The sequence below is a fragment of the Pseudomonas putida S13.1.2 genome, assembly GCF_000498395.2.
Lineage (GTDB): Bacteria > Pseudomonadota > Gammaproteobacteria > Pseudomonadales > Pseudomonadaceae > Aquipseudomonas > Aquipseudomonas putida_Q.
On the sequence record NZ_CP010979.1, the window covers coordinates 2,347,875 to 2,366,387 of the forward strand.

At 62.0% G+C, this 18,513-nt stretch carries 17 protein-coding genes and 1 pseudogene; 5 read left to right on the forward strand and 13 right to left on the reverse strand.

Annotated elements, in window-relative coordinates:
• Positions 1 to 44: 44 nt before the first annotated feature.
• The 9 genes from N805_RS10650 to pstS form a co-directional block, all read right to left on the reverse strand.
• Entirely contained in the window at positions 45 to 1,982 is a 1,938-nt protein-coding gene (locus tag N805_RS10650; RefSeq protein WP_419198329.1) for a NahK/ErcS family hybrid sensor histidine kinase/response regulator, read from the reverse strand.
• Positions 1,912 to 3,075, reverse strand: coding sequence for a nitric oxide-sensing protein NosP (gene nosP / locus N805_RS10655; protein ID WP_028613638.1), 1,164 nt, complete (start codon positions 3,073 to 3,075; stop codon positions 1,912 to 1,914). Before nosP ends, N805_RS10650 begins: the two co-directional genes overlap by 71 nt.
• A gap of 265 nt (positions 3,076 to 3,340) precedes the next feature.
• Positions 3,341 to 4,528, reverse strand: coding sequence for a porin (locus N805_RS10660; protein WP_028613637.1), 1,188 nt, complete (start codon positions 4,526 to 4,528; stop codon positions 3,341 to 3,343).
• Positions 4,529 to 4,882: 354 nt separating this feature from the next.
• Positions 4,883 to 5,482, reverse strand: coding sequence for a hypothetical protein (locus tag N805_RS10665; protein ID WP_028613636.1), 600 nt, complete (start codon positions 5,480 to 5,482; stop codon positions 4,883 to 4,885).
• Positions 5,482 to 6,180, reverse strand: a complete 699-nt coding sequence (locus N805_RS10670) for a hypothetical protein (RefSeq protein WP_028613635.1) — start codon at positions 6,178 to 6,180, stop codon at positions 5,482 to 5,484. Before N805_RS10670 ends, N805_RS10665 begins: the two co-directional genes overlap by 1 nt.
• A 94-nt stretch (positions 6,181 to 6,274) precedes the next feature.
• Positions 6,275 to 7,063, reverse strand: a complete 789-nt coding sequence (pstB, locus tag N805_RS10675) for a phosphate ABC transporter ATP-binding protein PstB (RefSeq protein WP_016500238.1) — start codon at positions 7,061 to 7,063, stop codon at positions 6,275 to 6,277.
• Positions 7,064 to 7,113: 50 nt separating this feature from the next.
• Positions 7,114 to 8,007 (reverse strand): phosphate ABC transporter permease PstA, encoded by an 894-nt coding sequence (gene pstA / locus N805_RS10680; protein ID WP_028613634.1) that lies wholly within the window; start codon positions 8,005 to 8,007, stop codon positions 7,114 to 7,116.
• On the reverse strand, positions 8,004 to 8,972 hold the full coding sequence (pstC, locus tag N805_RS10685; RefSeq protein ID WP_028613633.1) for a phosphate ABC transporter permease subunit PstC: 969 nt from the start codon (positions 8,970 to 8,972) through the stop codon (positions 8,004 to 8,006). The genes pstA and pstC overlap by 4 nt, the downstream gene beginning before the upstream one ends.
• 70 nt (positions 8,973 to 9,042) lie before the next feature.
• Positions 9,043 to 10,074 carry a phosphate ABC transporter substrate-binding protein PstS gene (gene pstS, locus N805_RS10690; RefSeq protein ID WP_028613632.1) on the reverse strand — a complete coding sequence of 344 codons (1,032 nt, stop codon included), beginning with the start codon at positions 10,072 to 10,074 and terminating at the stop codon, positions 9,043 to 9,045.
• A gap of 92 nt (positions 10,075 to 10,166) precedes the next feature.
• Here pstS and N805_RS31255 point away from each other — a divergent pair.
• A pseudogene (locus tag N805_RS31255) lies at positions 10,167 to 10,292 on the forward strand (hypothetical protein); the annotation flags it as partial.
• Positions 10,293 to 10,504: 212 nt separating this feature from the next.
• Here the strand turns inward: N805_RS31255 and N805_RS10695 are convergent.
• Positions 10,505 to 10,738, reverse strand: a complete 234-nt coding sequence (locus tag N805_RS10695; protein WP_028613631.1) for a hypothetical protein — start codon at positions 10,736 to 10,738, stop codon at positions 10,505 to 10,507.
• Between the two features lie 338 nt (positions 10,739 to 11,076).
• On the opposite strand from N805_RS10695, the gene N805_RS10700 reads away from it, so the two are divergent.
• The gene (locus N805_RS10700) at positions 11,077 to 11,733 is read left to right on the forward strand and encodes a hypothetical protein (protein WP_033742421.1); all 657 of its coding nucleotides are present in this window, start codon (positions 11,077 to 11,079) and stop codon (positions 11,731 to 11,733) included.
• Positions 11,734 to 11,835: 102 nt separating this feature from the next.
• Here the strand turns inward: N805_RS10700 and N805_RS10705 are convergent, their stop codons facing one another.
• The 3 genes from N805_RS10705 to N805_RS10715 form a co-directional block, all read right to left on the reverse strand.
• Positions 11,836 to 12,621, reverse strand: coding sequence for a 2-keto-4-pentenoate hydratase (locus N805_RS10705; protein WP_028613629.1), 786 nt, complete (start codon positions 12,619 to 12,621; stop codon positions 11,836 to 11,838).
• A 255-nt stretch (positions 12,622 to 12,876) separates the two neighbouring features.
• Positions 12,877 to 14,220, reverse strand: a complete 1,344-nt coding sequence (locus N805_RS10710) for an MFS transporter (RefSeq protein WP_019472125.1) — start codon at positions 14,218 to 14,220, stop codon at positions 12,877 to 12,879.
• A 45-nt stretch (positions 14,221 to 14,265) separates the two neighbouring features.
• Positions 14,266 to 15,408, reverse strand: coding sequence for an iron-containing alcohol dehydrogenase (locus N805_RS10715; protein ID WP_019472126.1), 1,143 nt, complete (start codon positions 15,406 to 15,408; stop codon positions 14,266 to 14,268).
• Positions 15,409 to 15,550: 142 nt separating this feature from the next.
• Between N805_RS10715 and N805_RS10720 the strand changes: the two genes are divergently transcribed.
• The 3 genes from N805_RS10720 to N805_RS10730 all read left to right on the forward strand — a co-directional run bounded on the left by N805_RS10720 (position 15,551) and on the right by N805_RS10730 (position 18,505).
• Complete coding sequence (locus N805_RS10720) at positions 15,551 to 16,489, forward strand: LysR family transcriptional regulator (protein ID WP_026034535.1); 939 nt, start codon at positions 15,551 to 15,553, stop codon at positions 16,487 to 16,489.
• Between the two features lie 116 nt (positions 16,490 to 16,605).
• A complete protein-coding gene (locus tag N805_RS10725) occupies positions 16,606 to 17,829 on the forward strand; it encodes an SfnB family sulfur acquisition oxidoreductase (RefSeq protein WP_026034536.1) in 1,224 nt (407 codons plus the stop codon).
• Positions 17,830 to 17,839: 10 nt separating this feature from the next.
• On the forward strand, positions 17,840 to 18,505 hold the full coding sequence (locus tag N805_RS10730; protein ID WP_019472129.1) for a methionine ABC transporter permease: 666 nt from the start codon (positions 17,840 to 17,842) through the stop codon (positions 18,503 to 18,505).
• Positions 18,506 to 18,513 lie beyond the last annotated feature (8 nt).

Sequence of the window (18,513 nt, forward strand, 5' to 3'; positions counted from 1 at the left end):
GCGGGTGAACCCGCTCCCACAGAAGCCCGCGAAGAGGCCAGCGGCTATGTCATGCTGCTGGCCAGTAAGTGGCTCATCGCAGTCTTGAGTTTCATCGGCCGCACCGGTTTGTGCATCAGGGTATGGCCCAGCTCGCGGATCTGCTGCTTGAGGTCGTTGCTGTAGTTGGCGGTGATCATCAGCGCCGGCAGCGGCTGGGCGCGGCGGGCATTGATCCGCGCCACGGCGTCGACACCATTGCAGTCGTTGTCCAGGTGGTAGTCGGCGATCAGCAGGTCGGCCTCGGCGTGGTAATTGTCCACCTGGCGCGCCAGGTCTTCCTCCGACAGCGCCGTGACCACCTGGCAGCCCCAGCCCTCCAGCAAGGTGCGCATGCCGGCGCAGATCGCCGCATCGTTATCCAGCACCCACACCCGCGCCCCACGCAAGCGTTCGAGCATCGGCTCGCAGATCACCGGGCTTGGCTGGACCTTGGGCGCGGTGGCGCTCAGCGGCACTTCGACGGCGAACACCGAGCCTTTGCCGAGCCATGAGCGCACCCGGACACGGTGGCCGAGAATACCGGCGATCTTTTCCACGATCGCCAGGCCCAGGCCCAACCCACGGTCCTGGTCCGGGCGCTGGACGTCACCGCGCTTGAACTCCAGGAACATTTCTTCCAGGTGCTCTTCGGCAATGCCGATACCGCTGTCCCACACCTCGATCCGCAGGCCGCCACGCTGGCGCCGACAGCCCAGCACCACGCGCCCACTGCGGGTGTAGCGGATGGCGTTGCTAAGCAGGTTGCGCAAGATGCGCGCCAGCAGCTGGATGTCACTGCGCACCACCGCCGAACAGCCTACAAAATGCAGCTCAAGCCCTTCGCTGCGCGCCACCTGGGCGTATTCGGCGGCAAGGTTGTCCATCAGTTCGCTGAGGGCGAACGGGGCGACATCGGCCTTGATCACCCCGGCATCGAGTTTGGAAATATCCACCAGGGTGCCCAGCAGGTTTTCCACATCCTCCAGCGAGTTGCTGACATTTCGCACCAGGTGGGCACTGTCTTGCGGCTCGCGGCGCTCTAGCAGCGCGCTGGTGAACAGCCGCGCCGCATTCAGCGGTTGCAGCAGGTCGTGGCTGACTGCAGCGAGGAATTTGGTTTTCGACAGGTTGGCCTGTTCGGCCTCGCGCTTGGCCTCGCGCAGGCGCGACTCGGCCCGGCTGCGCTCCTCGATCTCACGTAGCAACTGGTCGTTGAGGCTGGTCAGTTCAGCGGTGCGTTCGCGCACCCGTTGCTCCAGGTGTTGATAGGCCTGGTGCAGCGCCTGGGCGGTATTGCGGCGCTCGGTGATGTCGCGGATCAATACGAAGATGCCCACCACGTCGCCATTGGCCAGGCGGTTCGGTACGTAGGAGCGCAGCATGTAGCGCTCCTGGCCATTGATGTTGGTTTCGGCAAATTCGAAGGTGACGCACTCCCCCGCCAACGCCCGCGCCACATAGGCTTCCAGGCGTTGGTAATGCTGCTCGCTGTGGGCCTCGCGCAGGCTCTGGCCCAGCATCACGCCGTGTGGCCAGCAATACCATTCTTCATACACCTTGTTGGTGAATTCGTAGACCAGATCGGCATTCAGGTAAGCGATCAGCGCCGGGACATTGTCGGTAATCAGGCGAATCTGGTGTTGGTGGGCGGTCTCGGCCCGTTGTCGGGCTTCGCTCAGCAGCCGGTTGACGGCCTTGAGCTCAGCCATGGCCTGGTTCAGGGCATCGGTGCGTTCACGCACCTGCTCGGCCAGCACCACCGAATGCTGGAACGCCGCATAGGGGTCGTTGCCCCGCGTTACCCCCGACTCGATGCGTTCAATCAACGCACCGTTGATCCGCTGCAACTTATGGTTTTCGTGCTGCAACCGGCTGACCTCGGCCTGCAGTTCAGCGCCCGACAGGAGGCGGGTTGCGGGCAATGGCGACCCCGGTGAAGGTCTGGTTGATATGCATGCCATTGAACTGTTCTCCGTAGGTGTTGAAGCCGATCACCCGCTGCTCGCGCAAGAACGCACCCACCGGCTCCAGGCCGTGATGGGCTTCCAGCTCCAGGCGCCGCAGAAAGCAATCGCAACCGATGGTCAGCAGCGGCGGGCCAAGCCGCTGCTGCAAACCGTCGAACAGCTGGTGCAGGTTGGGTAACAGCGGGCCCGGGGTCATGGCTGTGAGCACGATGCCGTTTTCTACCGCGCAGTAGAAACTCAGGCTCAGGTCCGGGTGCACTTGCTGGATCGCCCGCACGTAATACTGATCATGAATGCGCACGGCCAGCGGATGTGCGGCAAATACCCGGTAGTCGAGCGCAGCCACCGGCACGCCGATGTGCCGGGCGTACTCCTGCGCAGCAGGCTCGGCATTCAACTCGTAGACCCGACGCTGGGCGCTGTCGGCGCCGGTTACTACCAGTTTTTCCTGCCGTGGCAGGATGTGGTGGGTGGTGAACACTTCGAAATCGAGCCAGGTATTCACCAGCACCACCACTGCAGCACCGGTGTGAAACGCGCCACCGAAGTACACATGGGTGCGCGTCAGGTAGTTGTCGTCGCCCGCCGAACCGCCGAAATGCGGGATGTCCCCCAGCGCCGCGCTGAGGGCGGCGAGCACCATTTCCTCCCTGCTGGACAGGCCGTCGAGCAGGGTCAGGGCAAAGCTGTGGCCCTTGATGGGTGCCAGGGTGTTGCTGCGGCAAGTGCCGACCAGGCGCTCGACCATCTGCTGCGCGTCGATCAGGCTGAAGTGCTCCATTTCATCGATCAACTCGGTGGCAATCGAAAAGTGCCGGTGATCGAAGCCCACCGCCGTCACGCAGTTGCGGCCGTAGCCCAGCGGAGTGATTTCGCCGGCGCTGGTGCAGCCGACCAGGCGGATACCGCCGAAATCCTGCTCCAACGCCTCGCCCAAGGCCTGCAAGTCGTATTCGGCGGAACAGAAGAACAACACGAAACCCAGGTGCGGGTGCAGCAACTGCCTCGCCAGGTCCTGGGCGGCCAGCTGTGCATCGGTAGCCTGGGACATGGCGCTGACCACACCGTCGTTTTGAGCCTGCTGCATCGTGGTCTCCGGCGCGGGGTGGCTGAGGGATCAGTGTACGAAGGTGGGTACGGGGGACGAATGCTACTTGGGTAGCGGGTGGGCGGTTCCATGGATGTAGTTCAGGCAGCGTGCGCAGGCCCCTGTAGGAGCGGCCTTGTGTCGCGAAAGGGCTGCAAAGCAGCCCCGGAAACTTGTGCATCAGCGCTGAAATCCTGGGGCCGCTTTGCGGCCCCTTCGCGACACAAGGCCGCTCCTACAATGACCGTGGCAACCGGGCAGATCGCTACCAGGTCAACACCGCACCCAGCGCCAAGGTATCGGTGTCTTCGTTCTGCGCGCTGGTGTCATGCCCGTCGATGGAAAACTGGTTGTACTCGGCCACCAGCTTGAGGTTGTCGTTTACATCATGGAACAGCGCCACGCCGCGGGTCTCGTAGTCCGCCCCGCTGCCTACCGCGCCATTGCCATCGTCCTTGGTCTTGCCGTAGGACAGCGCCACGCGGTTCTTGCCGAACTTGTAGGAACCCTGCAGCAGGTAGCCGTCACTGTCCACGTTGCGCAAAACCGGTTCGCCCGCGTTGTTGGTAAAGAACGGGTTGATGCCCTTTGCCTGGAACCCCGAGCCGGTCAGCGACCACCCCCCCATCTTGGCCTGCACGCCATAGCCGACACCTTTGGAGGTAACAGTCTCCACCGTCGAATCGGTGTTGTCGGAGGTCTGGTAACTGCCGTTGACCCAGCTGTAGATCTGCGCCTCGCCCAGGTCGAACTGGTAGGTGACCTCGCTTTCGGTGCGCGGGTTTTCCTGGTAGGCCTTGCCGGTCGGGCTGCTGTCGTTGGTGTCTACCGGGTCCATGATGCCCACCGCCACCCGCAGGCCGTCCATCACCGGGGTGCGGTAGGTGATCTGCGAGGTGGGGAACGGGTACGGGTAACCACTGCCGATGTTGCCGAACGACACCCCGCCGCCGTCCACCAGCCCCAGCGTGTCGCTGACCTGGCCATAACCGGCCAGCAGCTCGTCCAGCAGGATGTTGGAGCGGGCGAACAACCCGAAGTCCTTGCCGATCAGCACCTCGCCCCACTCAGGGTTGGCCACGGTGCCGTAGAACTGGCGCACGTCGATGGCGGTGTCGGTGCCATTGGTTTCACTGTCATTGATGGTTACCCAGAACGAGGCACGCGCGCCGAGCTTGAGGTCATCCACCTGCTTGCCCATGTTGAAGCCGAGGTAGTTGGGCAAGAAGCCCATTTTGACCCGCGACTGGCGGCGGTCGAACTGTTCGCCCTCACGGTCGACCTTGCTGTTGACGTAGAAAGCGTTGATGTAACCGTCGGTGGAAAACGTTGTCTGGTCCTTGTCGTACAGCATGATCTCGGCCTCGGCGACGCCGCTCAGGCCCAGGGCAGAAAAGCTGGCGATGGCGGCTGCGAGGAAACGAGGCGGCAGGTGCTTATTGTTGTTGTGCATGGCGCGCTCCAAACGGGGACTGGATGTCGGAGGCGATTATCGGAAGTGGCCAAATGGCCAGATACGCTGCTTTGGGGCGAGCGGGTAGCGGCCTTGGGCTGGCGAATGCGGCGTGATGATTTGGTCGCGGTACCGGGTCTGGCCAGGAGGCAAGACCTAGGGTGTACGCATGGATAGCAGGCCGGTATCAGTACAACTGTACGAACTGGGGCCGCCTTGCGGCCCATCGCCGGCAAGCCAGCTCCCACAAGATCACCACCGGCCCTGAGACCTGTGCAGTACCTGTGGGAGCTGGCTTGCCGGCGATGGGATGCGTAGCAGCCCCATTGATACCGATTGCGCTGACCACTGCCCTCAGGAAGCAAGCGCCTGCGAACGCTGGCGCACGGGCATCTCATAACGGTGCGGTTGCTGCCAGGCCAGGCGTGCCTGCACGTCCACCGCCGCGTCCATCACCTTCTGTGCCCAGTTTTGATCCTTAGGGCACACCACCACCACGCGAAAACCGTGGTCGACGCCCTCCAGCCGCACACCTTCGGAATCATCGACATGCAGGTCGATATCGAACGCCGAGGGCAACTTCGAGGGCGAATGCTCAAGGCCGTTCTGGGCCAGGATATGCTGGTGCCGGTCACTGTTGACCACACCATCGACATGGATGCCATAAAGCATCAGCCAGCGCCGAATGTAGGCCGGGGTGCGCCCCGACGAGGTATAGATCCAGATGCTGCAGCCCTGGCGGCGCAGGTCACGGATCAGCGAGCGCGTGCCACTGCGCAGGGGCTCGCCCAACCAGCGATGGACGAAACCTGGCAACTTGCTGTCTTCGGCGGCAGCGTGCTCGGGCAGGCAGGCGAGCGTGTCGTCGATATCGAACGAAATACGCACCTGGCCGCGCTTGAGCCTGCGTTCGATGGCTTGCCGACCGCGTGCGAACATGGAGTAACGTTGCATCAGCGACGCCCCTCACAGCCAGGCACGGGCGTGCCGCTCAGGAAGAACTTGCCGGGCTCAGGCGCCTTCTCTTCAAGGAAAGCGGCGTACTTTTTCTTGATCTTGGGTAGTTCGTACAAAGCCTTTACACCGTGTTTAGCGGAGTTGCGTATGACCGAGGACGGGTTGAAGTAACCCTCGGCGTTGTCCAGCGACAGCACGAAAGGCGGCAAGCCGGCACGCATCAGCAGGTAGCTGACGATGAGCGAACCTGTGCGGTTGTTGCCTTCGATGAACAGCTGCGGCTTGCTGAGGATACGTACATAAACACCGGCTGCCCGCTTCCAGATCGAATCGCTGCGGTACGAGCAGTACCAGTTGTACAAGTCCTTGATGCCACCTTCGACGTTGTTGAAAAAGTGAGCCTCGGTTGCAGCGAGATGCGGGGCATATTCCAGGCGACGGGCCGGGTCGCTGCCGCACAGCACGGTGGCATTGATTTCCAGCATCAGGTTCAGCTGCTGCAGGTCGAAGAGGTCGATACCGCGTGCGACATACTCGTCAATCAGGGCATAGCCTTCAAGTACGTTCAGCAGCACCTCGTCGGTAAACGGATCCCGCGGTTCGGTGAAATGCCGGCTGAGTTCGGCAAAGCGGCCTTGCACCTCGCGCAGTGCGCGCTCTACCGCTGAAAGATCAAGACGACGCATCGCTCGCATTGGAAATCCCGGGTAACACTTTAACGGAAGGTAACGCGGCTGGGTGCTGCAACCTCCCTGGCTGCAACACCCGGCCACCTTGGACATGCCTGACTCAGCTGAACTTGCCGCTGATGTAGTCGCTGGTCAGCTGTTCACGCGGGTTCTGGAAAATCTGCGCCGTAGGGCCCATCTCGACCAGGTAGCCGGTGCGAGAACCCTGGGAAATATCGACCGAGAAGAACGCCGTGGTGTCGGCCACACGAATCGCCTGCTGCATGTTGTGGGTCACCAGGGCGATGGTGTAGTCCTTCTTCAACTCGACCATCAGCTCTTCCACGCGACGGGTGGCAATCGGGTCGAGTGCCGAGCAGGGCTCGTCCAGCAGCAGCACTTCTGGCTCGGTGGCAATGGCGCGGGCAATGCACAGACGCTGCTGCTGGCCGCCAGACAGCGACAGGCCACTGACCTTGAGCTTGTCCTTCACTTCGTCCCACAGCGCGGCACCTTGCAAGGCGTGCTTCACGCGGTCACCCAGGTCGCCCTTGTAGCGGTTAAGGCGCAGGCCGAAGGCGACGTTGTCGAAGATGCTCATCGAGAACGGGTTGGGCTGCTGGAATACCATGCCGATGTAGCGGCGCACGACCACCGGGTCAACGCCCTTGCCGTAGACATCCTGGCCCAGGAAGTGCACATGACCTTCGAAACGGAAGCCCTTCACCAGGTCGTTCATGCGGTTGAGGCTACGCAGCACAGTACTCTTGCCGCAGCCCGATGGCCCGATGAAGCCGGTGATCTCGTTCTTCCTGATCGGCACATGGCTGTCACGCACGGCCATGAAGTTGCCGTAGAAAATCTTGTCCAGCTTGCAGTCCATGACGATCGGGGTTGCTTCGCTGACCATGGGAGCGGCTCTTTGCGCAGTGGATACGTTCAAGTTGGATGCTCCCTTTCTCAATACTTGGGCTTGCCGAAGACTCGGCTCAGAATGTTGATTACCAGCACGATCATTACCAGCACCAGCGAGGCCGCCCAGGCGAGCTCGAGCTGGTTGTCGAACGGCATGCCGGAGAAGTTGTAAATCAGTACGGCGAGCGAGGCCGTAGGGTTCATGACCGCCAGGCTGCCGTCATGGTAGATCCAGTAGTTGCTGAACAGCGCGGTGAACAGCAGTGGCGCGGTTTCGCCAGCGGCGCGGGCCACGGCCAGCATCACGCCGGTGAGGATGGCCGGCAGGCCGGTGGGCAGGACGATCTTCCAGATCACCTGGGCACGGGTGCAGCCCATGCCGTAGGCGGCGTCTTTCATGATCTTGGGCACCATCTTCATCGACTCTTCAGCAGTCAGCACCACGATCGGCAGCATCAGTACTGCCAGGGCCACACCGCCAGCCGGCGCCGAGTAGGTACCGGTGGTCATCACCACCAGGGCGTAGGCAAACACCCCGGCCAGGATCGACGGCAGGCCGGTGAGCATCTTGGCGGCAAAGCGCGCGGCGTTGGCCAGCTTGCTGTCGGGGCCGAGTTCGGCCAGGAACACCGCGGCGAGGATACCGACCGGTACCGCGATGGCGGCAGCAATGCCGACCATGACGAAGGTACCGGCCATGGCGTTACCAAAACCACCGCCCATTTCGAAGCCGGTCGGCGGCAGCTCGGTGAACACTTCCAGGCTAAGGCGTGCACCGCCGCGGGTAATCAGCATGTACAGCACGGAAATCAACGGCACGCTGGCCACCAGTGCCGCCAGCCATGCCAGGGTGGTCAACATTAGGCTGCGCAGGGCCCGGCCTTCCAGCTTGCGTTGCAGGCTGGGCAAAGCGGCTACAGGGGTGGTCAAGTCAGTCATTGTTTGTTACCCCGCTGAGCGTAGAGCATGATCATCGAGCCAAGTACGTTCACCAGCAGGGTGATGAACATCAGTACCAGTGCCGCATACATCAGCACTTCGACCTCGTTCGGGCCGGCTTCCGGGAAGTTCAGCGCCAGCAGCGCCGCCAGGGTGTTGGCCGGGGCGAACAAGGAAAGGGAAATGGTGTTGGCGTTGCCGACCAGCATGGCCAGCGCCATGGTTTCACCCAATGCACGGCCCAGGCCCAGCACCAGCGAACCAAAGATGCCGGTAGCCGCGGATGGCACCATCACCTTGAGGATGGCTTCCCAGTGGGTAGTACCCATGCCGTAGGCAGCCTGTTTGGTTTTCATCGGTACGCTGGTCAGCGCATCCTGGGAAACGGCAGCGATGGTCGGCAGGATCATGATCGCCAGTACCAGCGCTGCAGGCAGCAGGCCAGGCCCGCTCAGGGAGGTGCCGAAAAACGGGATCCAGCCCAGCTCGCTGTTCAACCAGGCGGTCAGCGGGCGAATCGCCGGGATGACCACATAGATGCCCCACAGGCCGTAGACCACACTGGGGATGGCGGCGAGGAGTTCGACGATGGTGCGAAACACCGCGGCGAGCTTGGCAGGGAGGAAATCCTGGGTCAGGAAAATGGCCATGCTGACGCCGAAGAAACCGGCAATCAACAGGGCGATGAATGCACTGTAAAGCGTGCCCCAGATCGCTGGCAGAATACCGTACTTGCCTTGGTTGACATCCCATACGCTGCCGAACAGCACGTCAAAGCCGTGCTTTTCGATGCCGGGCAGTGCCTTGCGGCCGACTTCGTAGACCAGCGCGACGACCAGCGCCAGCACCAGCACCACACCGATACGTGCAAGCGCACGGAAGGTGCGATCGACCAGAAAGTCTTTCGCAGACGGTGGCTGGCACGCGGAGTCGGGGTTATCCGGTATGGCAAAAGGTGTGTTCATTGGCGAGTTCCGGGACAAGGGACAAACACCCCCGGCATGGCTTCATGCCGATACCGGGAGCGCCTGGGTATTACTGGATGTTGGCGGACGCTTTACGCACCTGGTCGACTACCGACGCAGGCAGCGGGATGTAACCCATCGAGTCGGCGATGGTCTGGCCTTTGGTCAGGCTGTACTCGACCATTTCGCGCATGGCCTTGGCTTTTTCCGGGTTGCCGTTGTCCTTGCGGAAGATCATCCAGGTGTAGGAAGTGATCGGGTAGGACTTGGCACCGTCCGGGTCAGGCAGCCAGGCCACCAGGTTTTCCGGCATGTTCACCGCAGCCAGTGCTTCGGCACCGCTCTCTGCGTTTGGCACAACGTATTGGCCAGCCTTGTTCTGCAGCACGGCGAAGTCGACCTTGGCCAGCTTGGCGAAGCCGTATTCGATGTAGCCGATGGCGCCCGGGGTCTGGCGGACGGTGGCGGTTACGCCATCGTTCTTCGGCGACTTGATGAACTTGTCGGTGGCCGGCCAGTTGACGGTGTTGCCCTCACCCAGCCCTTGCTTGAAGTCGGCGTTGATGGCCGACAGGTGCTTGGTGAAGACCGCAGTGGTACCGCTGGAGTCCGCACGCACGACCACGGTGATCGGGGTAGCTGGCAGTTTCAGCTCAGGGTTGGCCGCGGCGATTTGCGGGTCGTTCCACTGGGTGATCTTGCCCAGGAAGATGTTGGAGTACACCTCGCGCGGCAGCTTCAGCCCTTTAGGGTTGCCCGGCAGGTTGTAGGCCAGGACGATTTCACCGGCGGTCATTGGCAGCAACTGCACGCCTTCGCCAACCTTGGCAATGTCTGCTTCGCTCATGGCCGAGTCGCTGGCGGCGAAGTCGACGGTCTTGTTCAGGAAGTCCTGAACGCCCGCCCCGCTGCCCTTGGACTGGTAGTCAACGGTGACGCCAGCAGTGTTCTTGCTGAAGTCCTTGAACCAGGTCAGGTAGATCGGTGCAGGGAAGCTGGCGCCGGAACCTGTCAGGCGAACGTTTTCTGCAGCAAAGGCTGCCGAAGTGGCGCAAAGGGAGACCGCAACGGCGAGTGCAGCAGACTTCATCAGGCGTTTCATCAAAAAGTGCTCCTTGTGATGGCCGGCACACTTTGCATCAGCTGTGTTACAGCTTTGTGACTGTTGAGTGGCAGGCCGCACGGTAGAGCTTTTTGCCTGTGCCATGGCGCACAGACAAGCAGAAGCGCAAGGCCGAGCACATAGAGGCGAGTTAGGAAGACAGGGGTTTGTCGAAAGAAGAGGCCGAAGCCCGCGCCTGGGCCACCGTCAACAAACAGTGAAGCGCTGCGTGAACAAGGTTGAGGGCGCGATGCCTGGCACCGGCTGTGCCGGTGTTCGCGGGTGAACCCGCTCCCACAGGGAATAGTGTCGCATTCAAGACCGGGCGTGTTGCCTGCGCGATCAGTGTGGGAGCGGGTTCACCCGCGAACACCGGCGTAGCCGGTGCCATCAATAAAGATATCCCGTCCCTTACCTGGGCTTCACCGAATCAGCCAATACCGACGATGCCCGCTTCATCGCCTTCCTGGCTGCGGTTGCGGCACGCACACTCGAACTCGGCCTGGGCCCGTGTGCCAAAGTTGAGGCTCAAGCGCATCTTTTCTTGTGTGTCGTAAAGGTCATAACCCTCCCCCAGTGCGGCCGGAAAGCCAAGGCGCCGAGGGTAAACCTCTCTGTTTATTGGCACTGCAGGAACCACAACGAAGCGCGTCTGCATGATCATCCCTCTTCGGCAGTGCTTAAGTATTAGTACCGCTATGTGAATGCATCAAGATGACTCATGCAATATTTTGGTTCAGCCACCTGTCCTCGCGGTCATGAACGCGTAAAACCCCCACAGGCCGCGTCCACCTGCAAGGCTCGCTCATGGGCGGCGCCTCGATCTGCGGTAAACGATCAGTTGTGAACTGCCCCTTGTACAACATGGAGATAATGGCCTATTGCTAGTACCCTTTACTGCCCCCACGCTCATCAAGGCTCAAGTGATGGGGCCAATGCCTGGAACGGTACGCCTTGCGAATGCGGGAGCGGATACCACCTTCATCTAAGTAAGGGTACGACTTGAAACGCGTAACAGACCAAATATCAAAAAAGCAGATTTATCTGTTGTCCTTTGCCGCACAAGCGCCAGCCTGGTTCATCGTTTTTGCCGTAGTGTTTCCTCTTGCCTGGTATTTTTCCGGCAGTGGGCTGCTTGGGTTTGCATCGGGCGTCGGCTTGCCGGCTTTTTTAATCAGAAGGTCAGCAAACAAGCGAATAGAGCTGGCCAACCAGCTACTGGAGGAGGTTCACCATAAAACACTCGCCTCGCTTGGCAAGGTTGACTACTACCACTATGGGGCGGACGGTTCGCTCGCTGTTGATGTTGCAGCTGGGCAGCTGGCCTTCATCAAGGTATTGCCGACGATGGAGATCCTCGCCCCGATCGTCATTTCGGTCAGCGACATCATCGAGTTCTATTACTATGACCCTGGCATGACAACCACCAAGTATTACGGCAGAGACATCAGCACCGCCCAAGAGGTGTTGATGGACAATCTTTCGCAAATGCACGAGCGCGCCAAAGTCAGGGGGCTGCACATCCAGGTAGACAATGTGCAGGCACCGAGAATTGTAGTGACCATGACCGTGAAAGAAGCTGACCACTGGGTGCTGATTGTGAGAAAGCTGCTTGAACAATCGCTTGAGGTGACGAGCAGTCCTGTATTGGTTCCTTGACCGGCCTACCCGCTCATTCTCCGCGCAGCAATACGCGCAAACCCAGGCATGTAATGCACTGACCAATCGCCGACACTTCGGCGATTGGTCGGCTTGCAGCGGTTACAGCGTGAAGGACAGCGCCTGGCCAAGAAACCTGGCGCTAACCTGATGGCCTTTTTGATTCAGGTCGAACGGCTGGCACATGGCCCCCGTGGTCACGAAATCACCTGCCTTCAAGGTCTGGCCACGTTCGGCAGCATGGGCATAAAGGTGGGCCAGCGACACCAGCGGGTCGGTCGCCGCATCGCCAGACAAGCCACGTGCGCGTAATTCGCCATCTACGTACACCTCGGTGGTCTCGGCCAGGTCAGCCAGCAAGGGTACATTGATGCCTGCCCCGAGGCTGTTGCCCACTACCAGGGCTTCGAAGCCCACGTTGTCCGCCACGAAGCTTGGCCAGCCGACGCTCTTGCGATCGACGAAGCGTGAGCGCACCACTTCGAAGGTGACGCAGGTAGCGCGGATATCCTCGCTGGTCGGCAGCCGTCCGGCTTGCGGGGGGATATCACGGTCAAGCACGAAGGCGATCTCGCATTCGATGGTCACCGGCGTCACGGCCGGGAGCTCGATGTGTACACCCTCAGCGTGGCAGCGCTTTGCTTCCAACTGGCCGATCAGCGGTCGGGACAAATTGGCCGCACGCATGCCGGCGGGGCTGCCAACACCCAGCTTCCACCCGGCACGCTGGCCAGCGGCGGCGGCGAAAAACTGATCCTGGCTGTCATAGCCTTGTTTCAAGGTTTCGGGCCTGAGGCTGGCAGGCAGTTCCGTCAGCAAGTCACCGCTGCGCCAGTGCTGCAGCAACAGGGCCGCGGTACGTTGGGGTACGAAAAGCGAACTGTTCATCAAGACCTCATGGAAATGGGCGATGCCGGGCAACAGATGCTAGGGCCTGAAATTGATAAGGATAAATATATTGTCATGATGCCTGGCATCACAAATTGTTATTAACCTGCCTTATGCAACCCACTTGTAGGAGCGGCCTTGCGTCGCGATGGGGCGCGTAGCGGCCCCAGGATCTTAGCAACACATTCAGATCGTCGGGGCCGCTCTGCGGCCCGATCGCGACACAAGGCCGCTTCTACACAGGTGCTACGTAGGTCAACTGTCAGCAGAAACCGGCTGCTTCAGCAGCAGTACATAAGCCATCGCCGCCACCGCCGCCACCGCAGCACTGATCAGGAACGCCGAAGCAAACGACCCGGTCTGCTGGATGCTGAACCCGGTCACGATCGGTGCCACCGAGCCTGCCAGGTAGCCACCGAAGTTCTGGATCGAGCCAAACGAGGCCACGCGCTGGCTATCGACCACGGTGTTGGCAATCATCCAGGCGGTCGAGCTGGCCATGTTTACGCTGAACAGTGCGCAGCACAGCAGCGCAACGCTGAGCATGAAGCCGCTGCCGAACGACAGCGGAACGGTAAATGCCGCCGCCGCGAACAACGCAGCCACCACTACCCGCTTGCGGCTACCCAACACGCTGGCGCCGTTCTTCACCAGGCGGTCGCAGATGCGGCCCGCGACAATGGTGCCCAACGCGCCGAATACATAGGCCAGCGAAACCACCCAGGCCGTCTGGTAAAGGCTCAAGCCATGTTCGCGCTCGAAGTAGCCCGGCAGCCAGGTGAGGTGCAGCCACAGCATGTAGATCACCCCCATGAAGCCCAGTACGGCGCCCCAGGTGCTCTTGTGGCGAAACAGCTCGGCCCAGGCCGCCAGTTGTGCCCGCAGGCTCGGCCTGGCGCTTGCCACCGGCTGTTTATGAGCCTGGGTCGCCAGCAGTTGCTCACGCTCCTCGGCAGGCAGTTCGGCCAGGTAACGCGCCTTGCTTTTGTAGAAGGCAAACCAGCAGACGGCGACCAGGATGCCGAACACCCCGGTGACAATGAACATGCCGCGCCAGCCCCAGGTGATCATCAGCAGGGTCAGCAACGGTGGCGCCAGGCACGGCCCGATGCAGGTCGACGACAGCACGATGCCCGTCGGCGTGCCGCGCTTTTCGGCCTCGAACCACTCCGCCAGCGCTTTCGCCGCCGACGGGAACATCGGTGCCTCGCCAATCCCCAGCACCACCCTCAGCCCGATGAAGGCGGAAAAACTGTTGATCAGGCCCGACGCCGTCTGCGCCACCGACCAGCCCAGCAGTGCCGCCCCCAGGGAGATCTTGCTGCCCAGGCGGTCGATGATCATGCCCAGTGGGAGCTGCGAAAAGGCATACGCCAGTGAAAACGCCGACAGCAAAATGCCCATCTGTGACGGCGTGATGCCCATGTCGCGCTGGATGGACGTATTGGCGATCGACAGCGCACTGCGGTCGACGTAATTGATGATGCCGATCACCAGCAACAGGCTGACGGTGATGACCTGGTACTTTTTGAACGGGTTGGAGCTGGCGACCGCTTCCCCTGTGGGGGCAAGCTCGGCTTGCGCGTACTTGGTATTCATGGGCGTTCACTTTTGTTGTTATTGATTGAACAGCGGATTGGCGCCTTACATCGACGCTTCAAGCAACCACTGGTAGTCCTCGGCAGACGCCTCACGCGGGTTGGTCCGATGGCTGTGATCGGCCAACGCGCCCTGGATTATGCGTGGGAACTGCTCCTCGCTGACACCCAGTTCGCGCAGGCCGGTCGGCAGGCCCAACGCGCGGGTCATGTCGCGAATGGCCAGTTCGATCTGGCTTTCGTCTGCCAGCTCCATCGCCTGCGCGATACGCGCCATCTTGTGCTCGTTCAGCACGGTGTCGGCCTTGCGGTTGAAGGTGATGACAGCAGGCAGGAAAATCGCGTTGAGGGTGCCATGGTGCAGGCGCGGGTTGATCCCGCCCAAGGCATGGCTAAGGCTGTGCACACAGCCCAGGCCCTTCTGGAAGGCCAGCGCACCTTGCAGCGAAGCGCTCATCATGTTGATACGCCCATCGAGGTTCTGCGGGTCTCGGGTCGCGCTTTCGATGAAGCGCCAGGCGCGCCACAGGCCGTCCAGGGCGATGCCATCCGCAGGCGGGTTGAACGCCGGCGCCATGAAGGTTTCCAGGCAGTGGGCAATCGCATCCATGCCGGTGGCCGCAGTCAGTTGCGCTGGCAGGCCAAGGGTCAGCGCCGGGTCGCAGATGGCGGCCTTGGGCACCACATGGGGCGAGATCACACCCACCTTGCGCCCGTCGTCAAGAATCAGAATGGCGCCTCGCCCTACTTCGCTGCCCGTCCCGGCGGTGGTTGGCACAGCAATCACCGGCGCGGTTGCCGGCGTGATTCGCGCCAGGCCACCCTCGATCACCGCAAAGCTTTTCAATGGCCCATCGTGCCTGGCACACACGGCCACACCTTTGGCCAGGTCGATCGCCGAGCCGCCGCCAATGGCAATGATGCCGTCACAGCCGCACTCCTTGAACATGGCCACGGCTTCACGCACCGCGGTCTCGTTGGGGTTGGGTGGCGTACCGTCATAGATCGGCAGTTGGGCAGCGCTGTCGGCAAAGGTGTTCAACGCCGTATCGACGATACCGGCAGCGCGCACGCCGCGGTCGGTCACGATCAAAGGTCTGGTTATACCAATGCGCTCGCACTCGGCAGGCAAAAGGGCAATGGCGCCGATATCGAACTGGATCTGGGTGATGTAGTTGATCAGGGACATAAGGCTCAGCAGGCTCCTGGCATTGTTGTTATGGGCGGTTCAGCCGCACTGGATGCGACACCGTGCAGCGCCAGTATAGGAATGCGCGCCTGGCCATGGTATTGAGAACAATCCATAGCGGTATAACCAGGACGCATACCCGATGACCCCATCACTTAACTCCATCATGTCCAGGCTGCATGCCCGCCACCTGCGCCTGCTCATCGAGCTGGACGAGCACCGCTCGCTGCTGGGTGCAGCAGGCAGCGTCGGGCTTACCCAGCCCGGCGCCAGCAAGGCGCTGCAGGAAATCGAAACCACCTTCGGCACGGTGCTGTTCAACCGCACCAACCGCGGGCTGGAGCCCACTGCCGCCGGGCACTGCGCCATCCGCTACGCGCGCGTGGTGCAAACCGATATTTCCAACCTGCGCCATGACCTGGATGCCATCCTGCGCGGTGTGGGCGGCCGGCTGGCGGTGGGCGCCATCATGGGCGCTGTGCCATTGCTGATGCGGGCCGTATCACAGCTGGCCAGTATCCAGCCGCAGATGTCGTTCGAGATCATCGAAGACACCAGCCAGTCGCTGCTGGCACAGATCGAAAGCGGCCGGCTGGACATTGCCCTGTGCCGCACAAGCGTCAGCAATACGCCGCAGCTGTTTGCCAGCACCTTTGTCCAGGATGAGACGCTGGCGGTCATCGCCAATGTCGACCACCCGCTCAAACACGCCCAAACCGTCAGCCTTGCCGAATTGGCCGAAAGCCGCTGGATCGTATACCGGGCCAACATGCCAATGCGCGTGCAACTGGAGCGCGAGTTCCACGATGCCGGGCTGCGGTTCCCGCTGCACCTGGTTGAAACCACCTCGATCCTGGCGACCTTGTCGCTGCTGCAGGACCGCCCCGACTTCGTGGCGTTGGTGTCGATTGACGTGGCCCGGCAATGCGCGATGAACCAGCAAGTGCGCATGCTGCCCCTGGCCATGGGCTCGGTCAGCGACCCCTACGAACTGGTCACCCGCAAAGGCAGCCAGACGACGCCGGCCATGGACACACTCACCCAACTGCTGTTGCAAGGGGGACAGCACAACAACAGTTAGTTGTGTTTTCGGGCAGGAACAGCCCATCGCAGGCATCTAAAAGCCTGATTTTACTGGACTAAAACATTGGCACAGCAGCTGCAATGCAAGGTCATCCGACTGCATTCGAGCTGCTCATGCCTGACTTGACCGTATCTGCCACTTACGAAATCCGCCCACCGGCGGCGCACATCATTCGCGACGACGCCGAAGCGTTGGCCGTCGCTCATCAAGTCGCCGGGCTGCTGCGCGAGGGCGCCGCCGAACGCGACCGCAACCGCGAAGTACCCGCCGACATCGTCGACGCGTTTTCCAACAGCGGGCTGTGGGGCATCACCGTGCCACGGGCCTATGGTGGCGCCGAGGTGTCGTTCGCCACACTCGCCCGGGTGATCGCCATCGTCTCCGCTGCCGACCCTTCGCTTGGGCAAATTCCGCAAAACCACTACTGCCTGCTGGAAGACATCCGCCTGCAAGGCAGCCCGCAACAGCAACGCTACTTCTACGACCTGGTACTGCAGGGCCATCGCTTCGCCAATGCCCTGTCGGAAACCGGCGGCAAGACTGTGCAGGACATTCGCACGCGCCTGGTCGCCGAAGGTGACGGCTACCGCATCGACGGGCGCAAGGGCTACTGCACCGGCTCGTTGTACGCCCATTGGCTGGGCGTGCTGGCGCTGGACGAGCAGGACCGTGCCCAGCTGGCCTTCGTCCAGCGCGGCAGCGCCGGGCTGGTGATTGTCGACGACTGGAGCAGCATGGGCCAGCGCACCACCTCCAGCGGCACGGTGCTGCTCGACGGCCTGCGGGTGCCGGCGTTCAACCTGTTCCCCAGCTACCGCTCCTACGAAAGCCCGACCCTCGCCGGGCCTTTCGCCCAGTTGACCACCGCAGCCATCGACGCCGGCATCGGCCGCGCAGCGCTGGACGACACCATTGCCTTCGTGCGCGAACATGCCCGGCCGTGGATCGATGCCCAGGTCGACAAGGCCAGCGAAGACCCGCTGACCATCATCCAGGTCGGCTCGCTGGAAATTCGCCAGGAGGCCGCCGAGGCACTGCTCGAACGTGCAGGCCAGGCCCTGGATGCGGCAAGGCCCGCACCGAACGAAGAAAACGTGGCCCTGGCTTCGATTGCGGTGGCCAAGGCCAAGGTACTGACCACCGAGGCCGCCATCGAGGCCAGCAACCGCCTGTTCGAACTGGGCGGCACGCGCTCGTCCCTGACCCGCCACAACTTCGACCGCCACTGGCGCAACGCCCGCGTGCACACCCTGCACGACCCGGTCCGCTGGAAGTACCACCTGGTCGGCAACTGGGCACTGAACGGCATCAAGCCGCCTCGCCACGACTGGAACTGAGGCCACGCCAATGAACGACCTGCTGACCAACGTCGACTGGGCGGAAATCGCCCAGGCCTGCCTTGAAACACTGAGCATGCTGGGCGCCGCGCTGGGCTTTACCGTGCTGTTTGGCCTGCCCCTTGGCGTACTGCTGTACCTGACCGGGCAGCGCCAGTTGCTGGCGCACGGCCCGCTGTACCGAAGCCTGTCGGTGGTGGTCAACGTGCTGCGCTCGCTGCCGTTCATCATCCTGCTGATCGTGCTGATTCCGCTGACCACCCTGTTGACCGGCACCTCGCTGGGGGTGAAGGGCACCATCCCGCCGCTGGTGGTCGGCTGCACGCCGTTCTTTGCGCGGCTGGTTGAAACCGCCCTGCGCGAGGTGGACCGCGGCCTGGTCGAGGCCAGCCAGGCCATGGGTGGCAGCATCGCGCAGATCATCCGCTACACCCTGCTGCCCGAAGCGCGCACCGGGCTGATCGCGGCGGTCACCGTCACTGCCATCGTGCTGGTCGACTACACCGCCATGGCCGGGGTGATCGGCGGTGGCGGCCTGGGCGACCTGGCGATCCGCTTTGGCTACCAACGCTTCCAGACCGATGTGATGGTGGTCACCGTGCTGCTGTTGATCCTGCTGGTGCAGGCGCTGCAGATGAGCGGTGACCGCCTGGTAAGGCATTTCACCCGCCGCTGAGCCCTACT

Coding starts and splice junctions, on each gene's coding strand:
- pstB (WP_016500238.1), bottom strand. CDS start 7,063: ATGGTCAGCGAAGCAACCCCGATCGTCATGGACTGCAAGCTGGACAAG.
- N805_RS10665 (WP_028613636.1), bottom strand. CDS start 5,482: ATGCAACGTTACTCCATGTTCGCACGCGGTCGGCAAGCCATCGAACGC.
- pstA (WP_028613634.1), bottom strand. CDS start 8,007: ATGACTGACTTGACCACCCCTGTAGCCGCTTTGCCCAGCCTGCAACGC.
- N805_RS10670 (WP_028613635.1), bottom strand. CDS start 6,180: ATGCGAGCGATGCGTCGTCTTGATCTTTCAGCGGTAGAGCGCGCACTG.
- nosP (WP_028613638.1), bottom strand. CDS start 3,075: ATGCAGCAGGCTCAAAACGACGGTGTGGTCAGCGCCATGTCCCAGGCT.
- N805_RS10730 (WP_019472129.1), top strand. CDS start 17,840: ATGAACGACCTGCTGACCAACGTCGACTGGGCGGAAATCGCCCAGGCC.
- N805_RS10720 (WP_026034535.1), top strand. CDS start 15,551: ATGACCCCATCACTTAACTCCATCATGTCCAGGCTGCATGCCCGCCAC.
- N805_RS10710 (WP_019472125.1), bottom strand. CDS start 14,220: ATGAATACCAAGTACGCGCAAGCCGAGCTTGCCCCCACAGGGGAAGCG.
- N805_RS10650 (WP_419198329.1), bottom strand. CDS start 1,982: ATGGCATGCATATCAACCAGACCTTCACCGGGGTCGCCATTGCCCGCA.
- N805_RS10715 (WP_019472126.1), bottom strand. CDS start 15,408: ATGTCCCTGATCAACTACATCACCCAGATCCAGTTCGATATCGGCGCC.
- N805_RS10705 (WP_028613629.1), bottom strand. CDS start 12,621: ATGAACAGTTCGCTTTTCGTACCCCAACGTACCGCGGCCCTGTTGCTG.
- pstC (WP_028613633.1), bottom strand. CDS start 8,972: ATGAACACACCTTTTGCCATACCGGATAACCCCGACTCCGCGTGCCAG.
- N805_RS10695 (WP_028613631.1), bottom strand. CDS start 10,738: ATGATCATGCAGACGCGCTTCGTTGTGGTTCCTGCAGTGCCAATAAAC.
- pstS (WP_028613632.1), bottom strand. CDS start 10,074: ATGAAACGCCTGATGAAGTCTGCTGCACTCGCCGTTGCGGTCTCCCTT.
- N805_RS10725 (WP_026034536.1), top strand. CDS start 16,606: ATGCCTGACTTGACCGTATCTGCCACTTACGAAATCCGCCCACCGGCG.
- N805_RS10660 (WP_028613637.1), bottom strand. CDS start 4,528: ATGCACAACAACAATAAGCACCTGCCGCCTCGTTTCCTCGCAGCCGCC.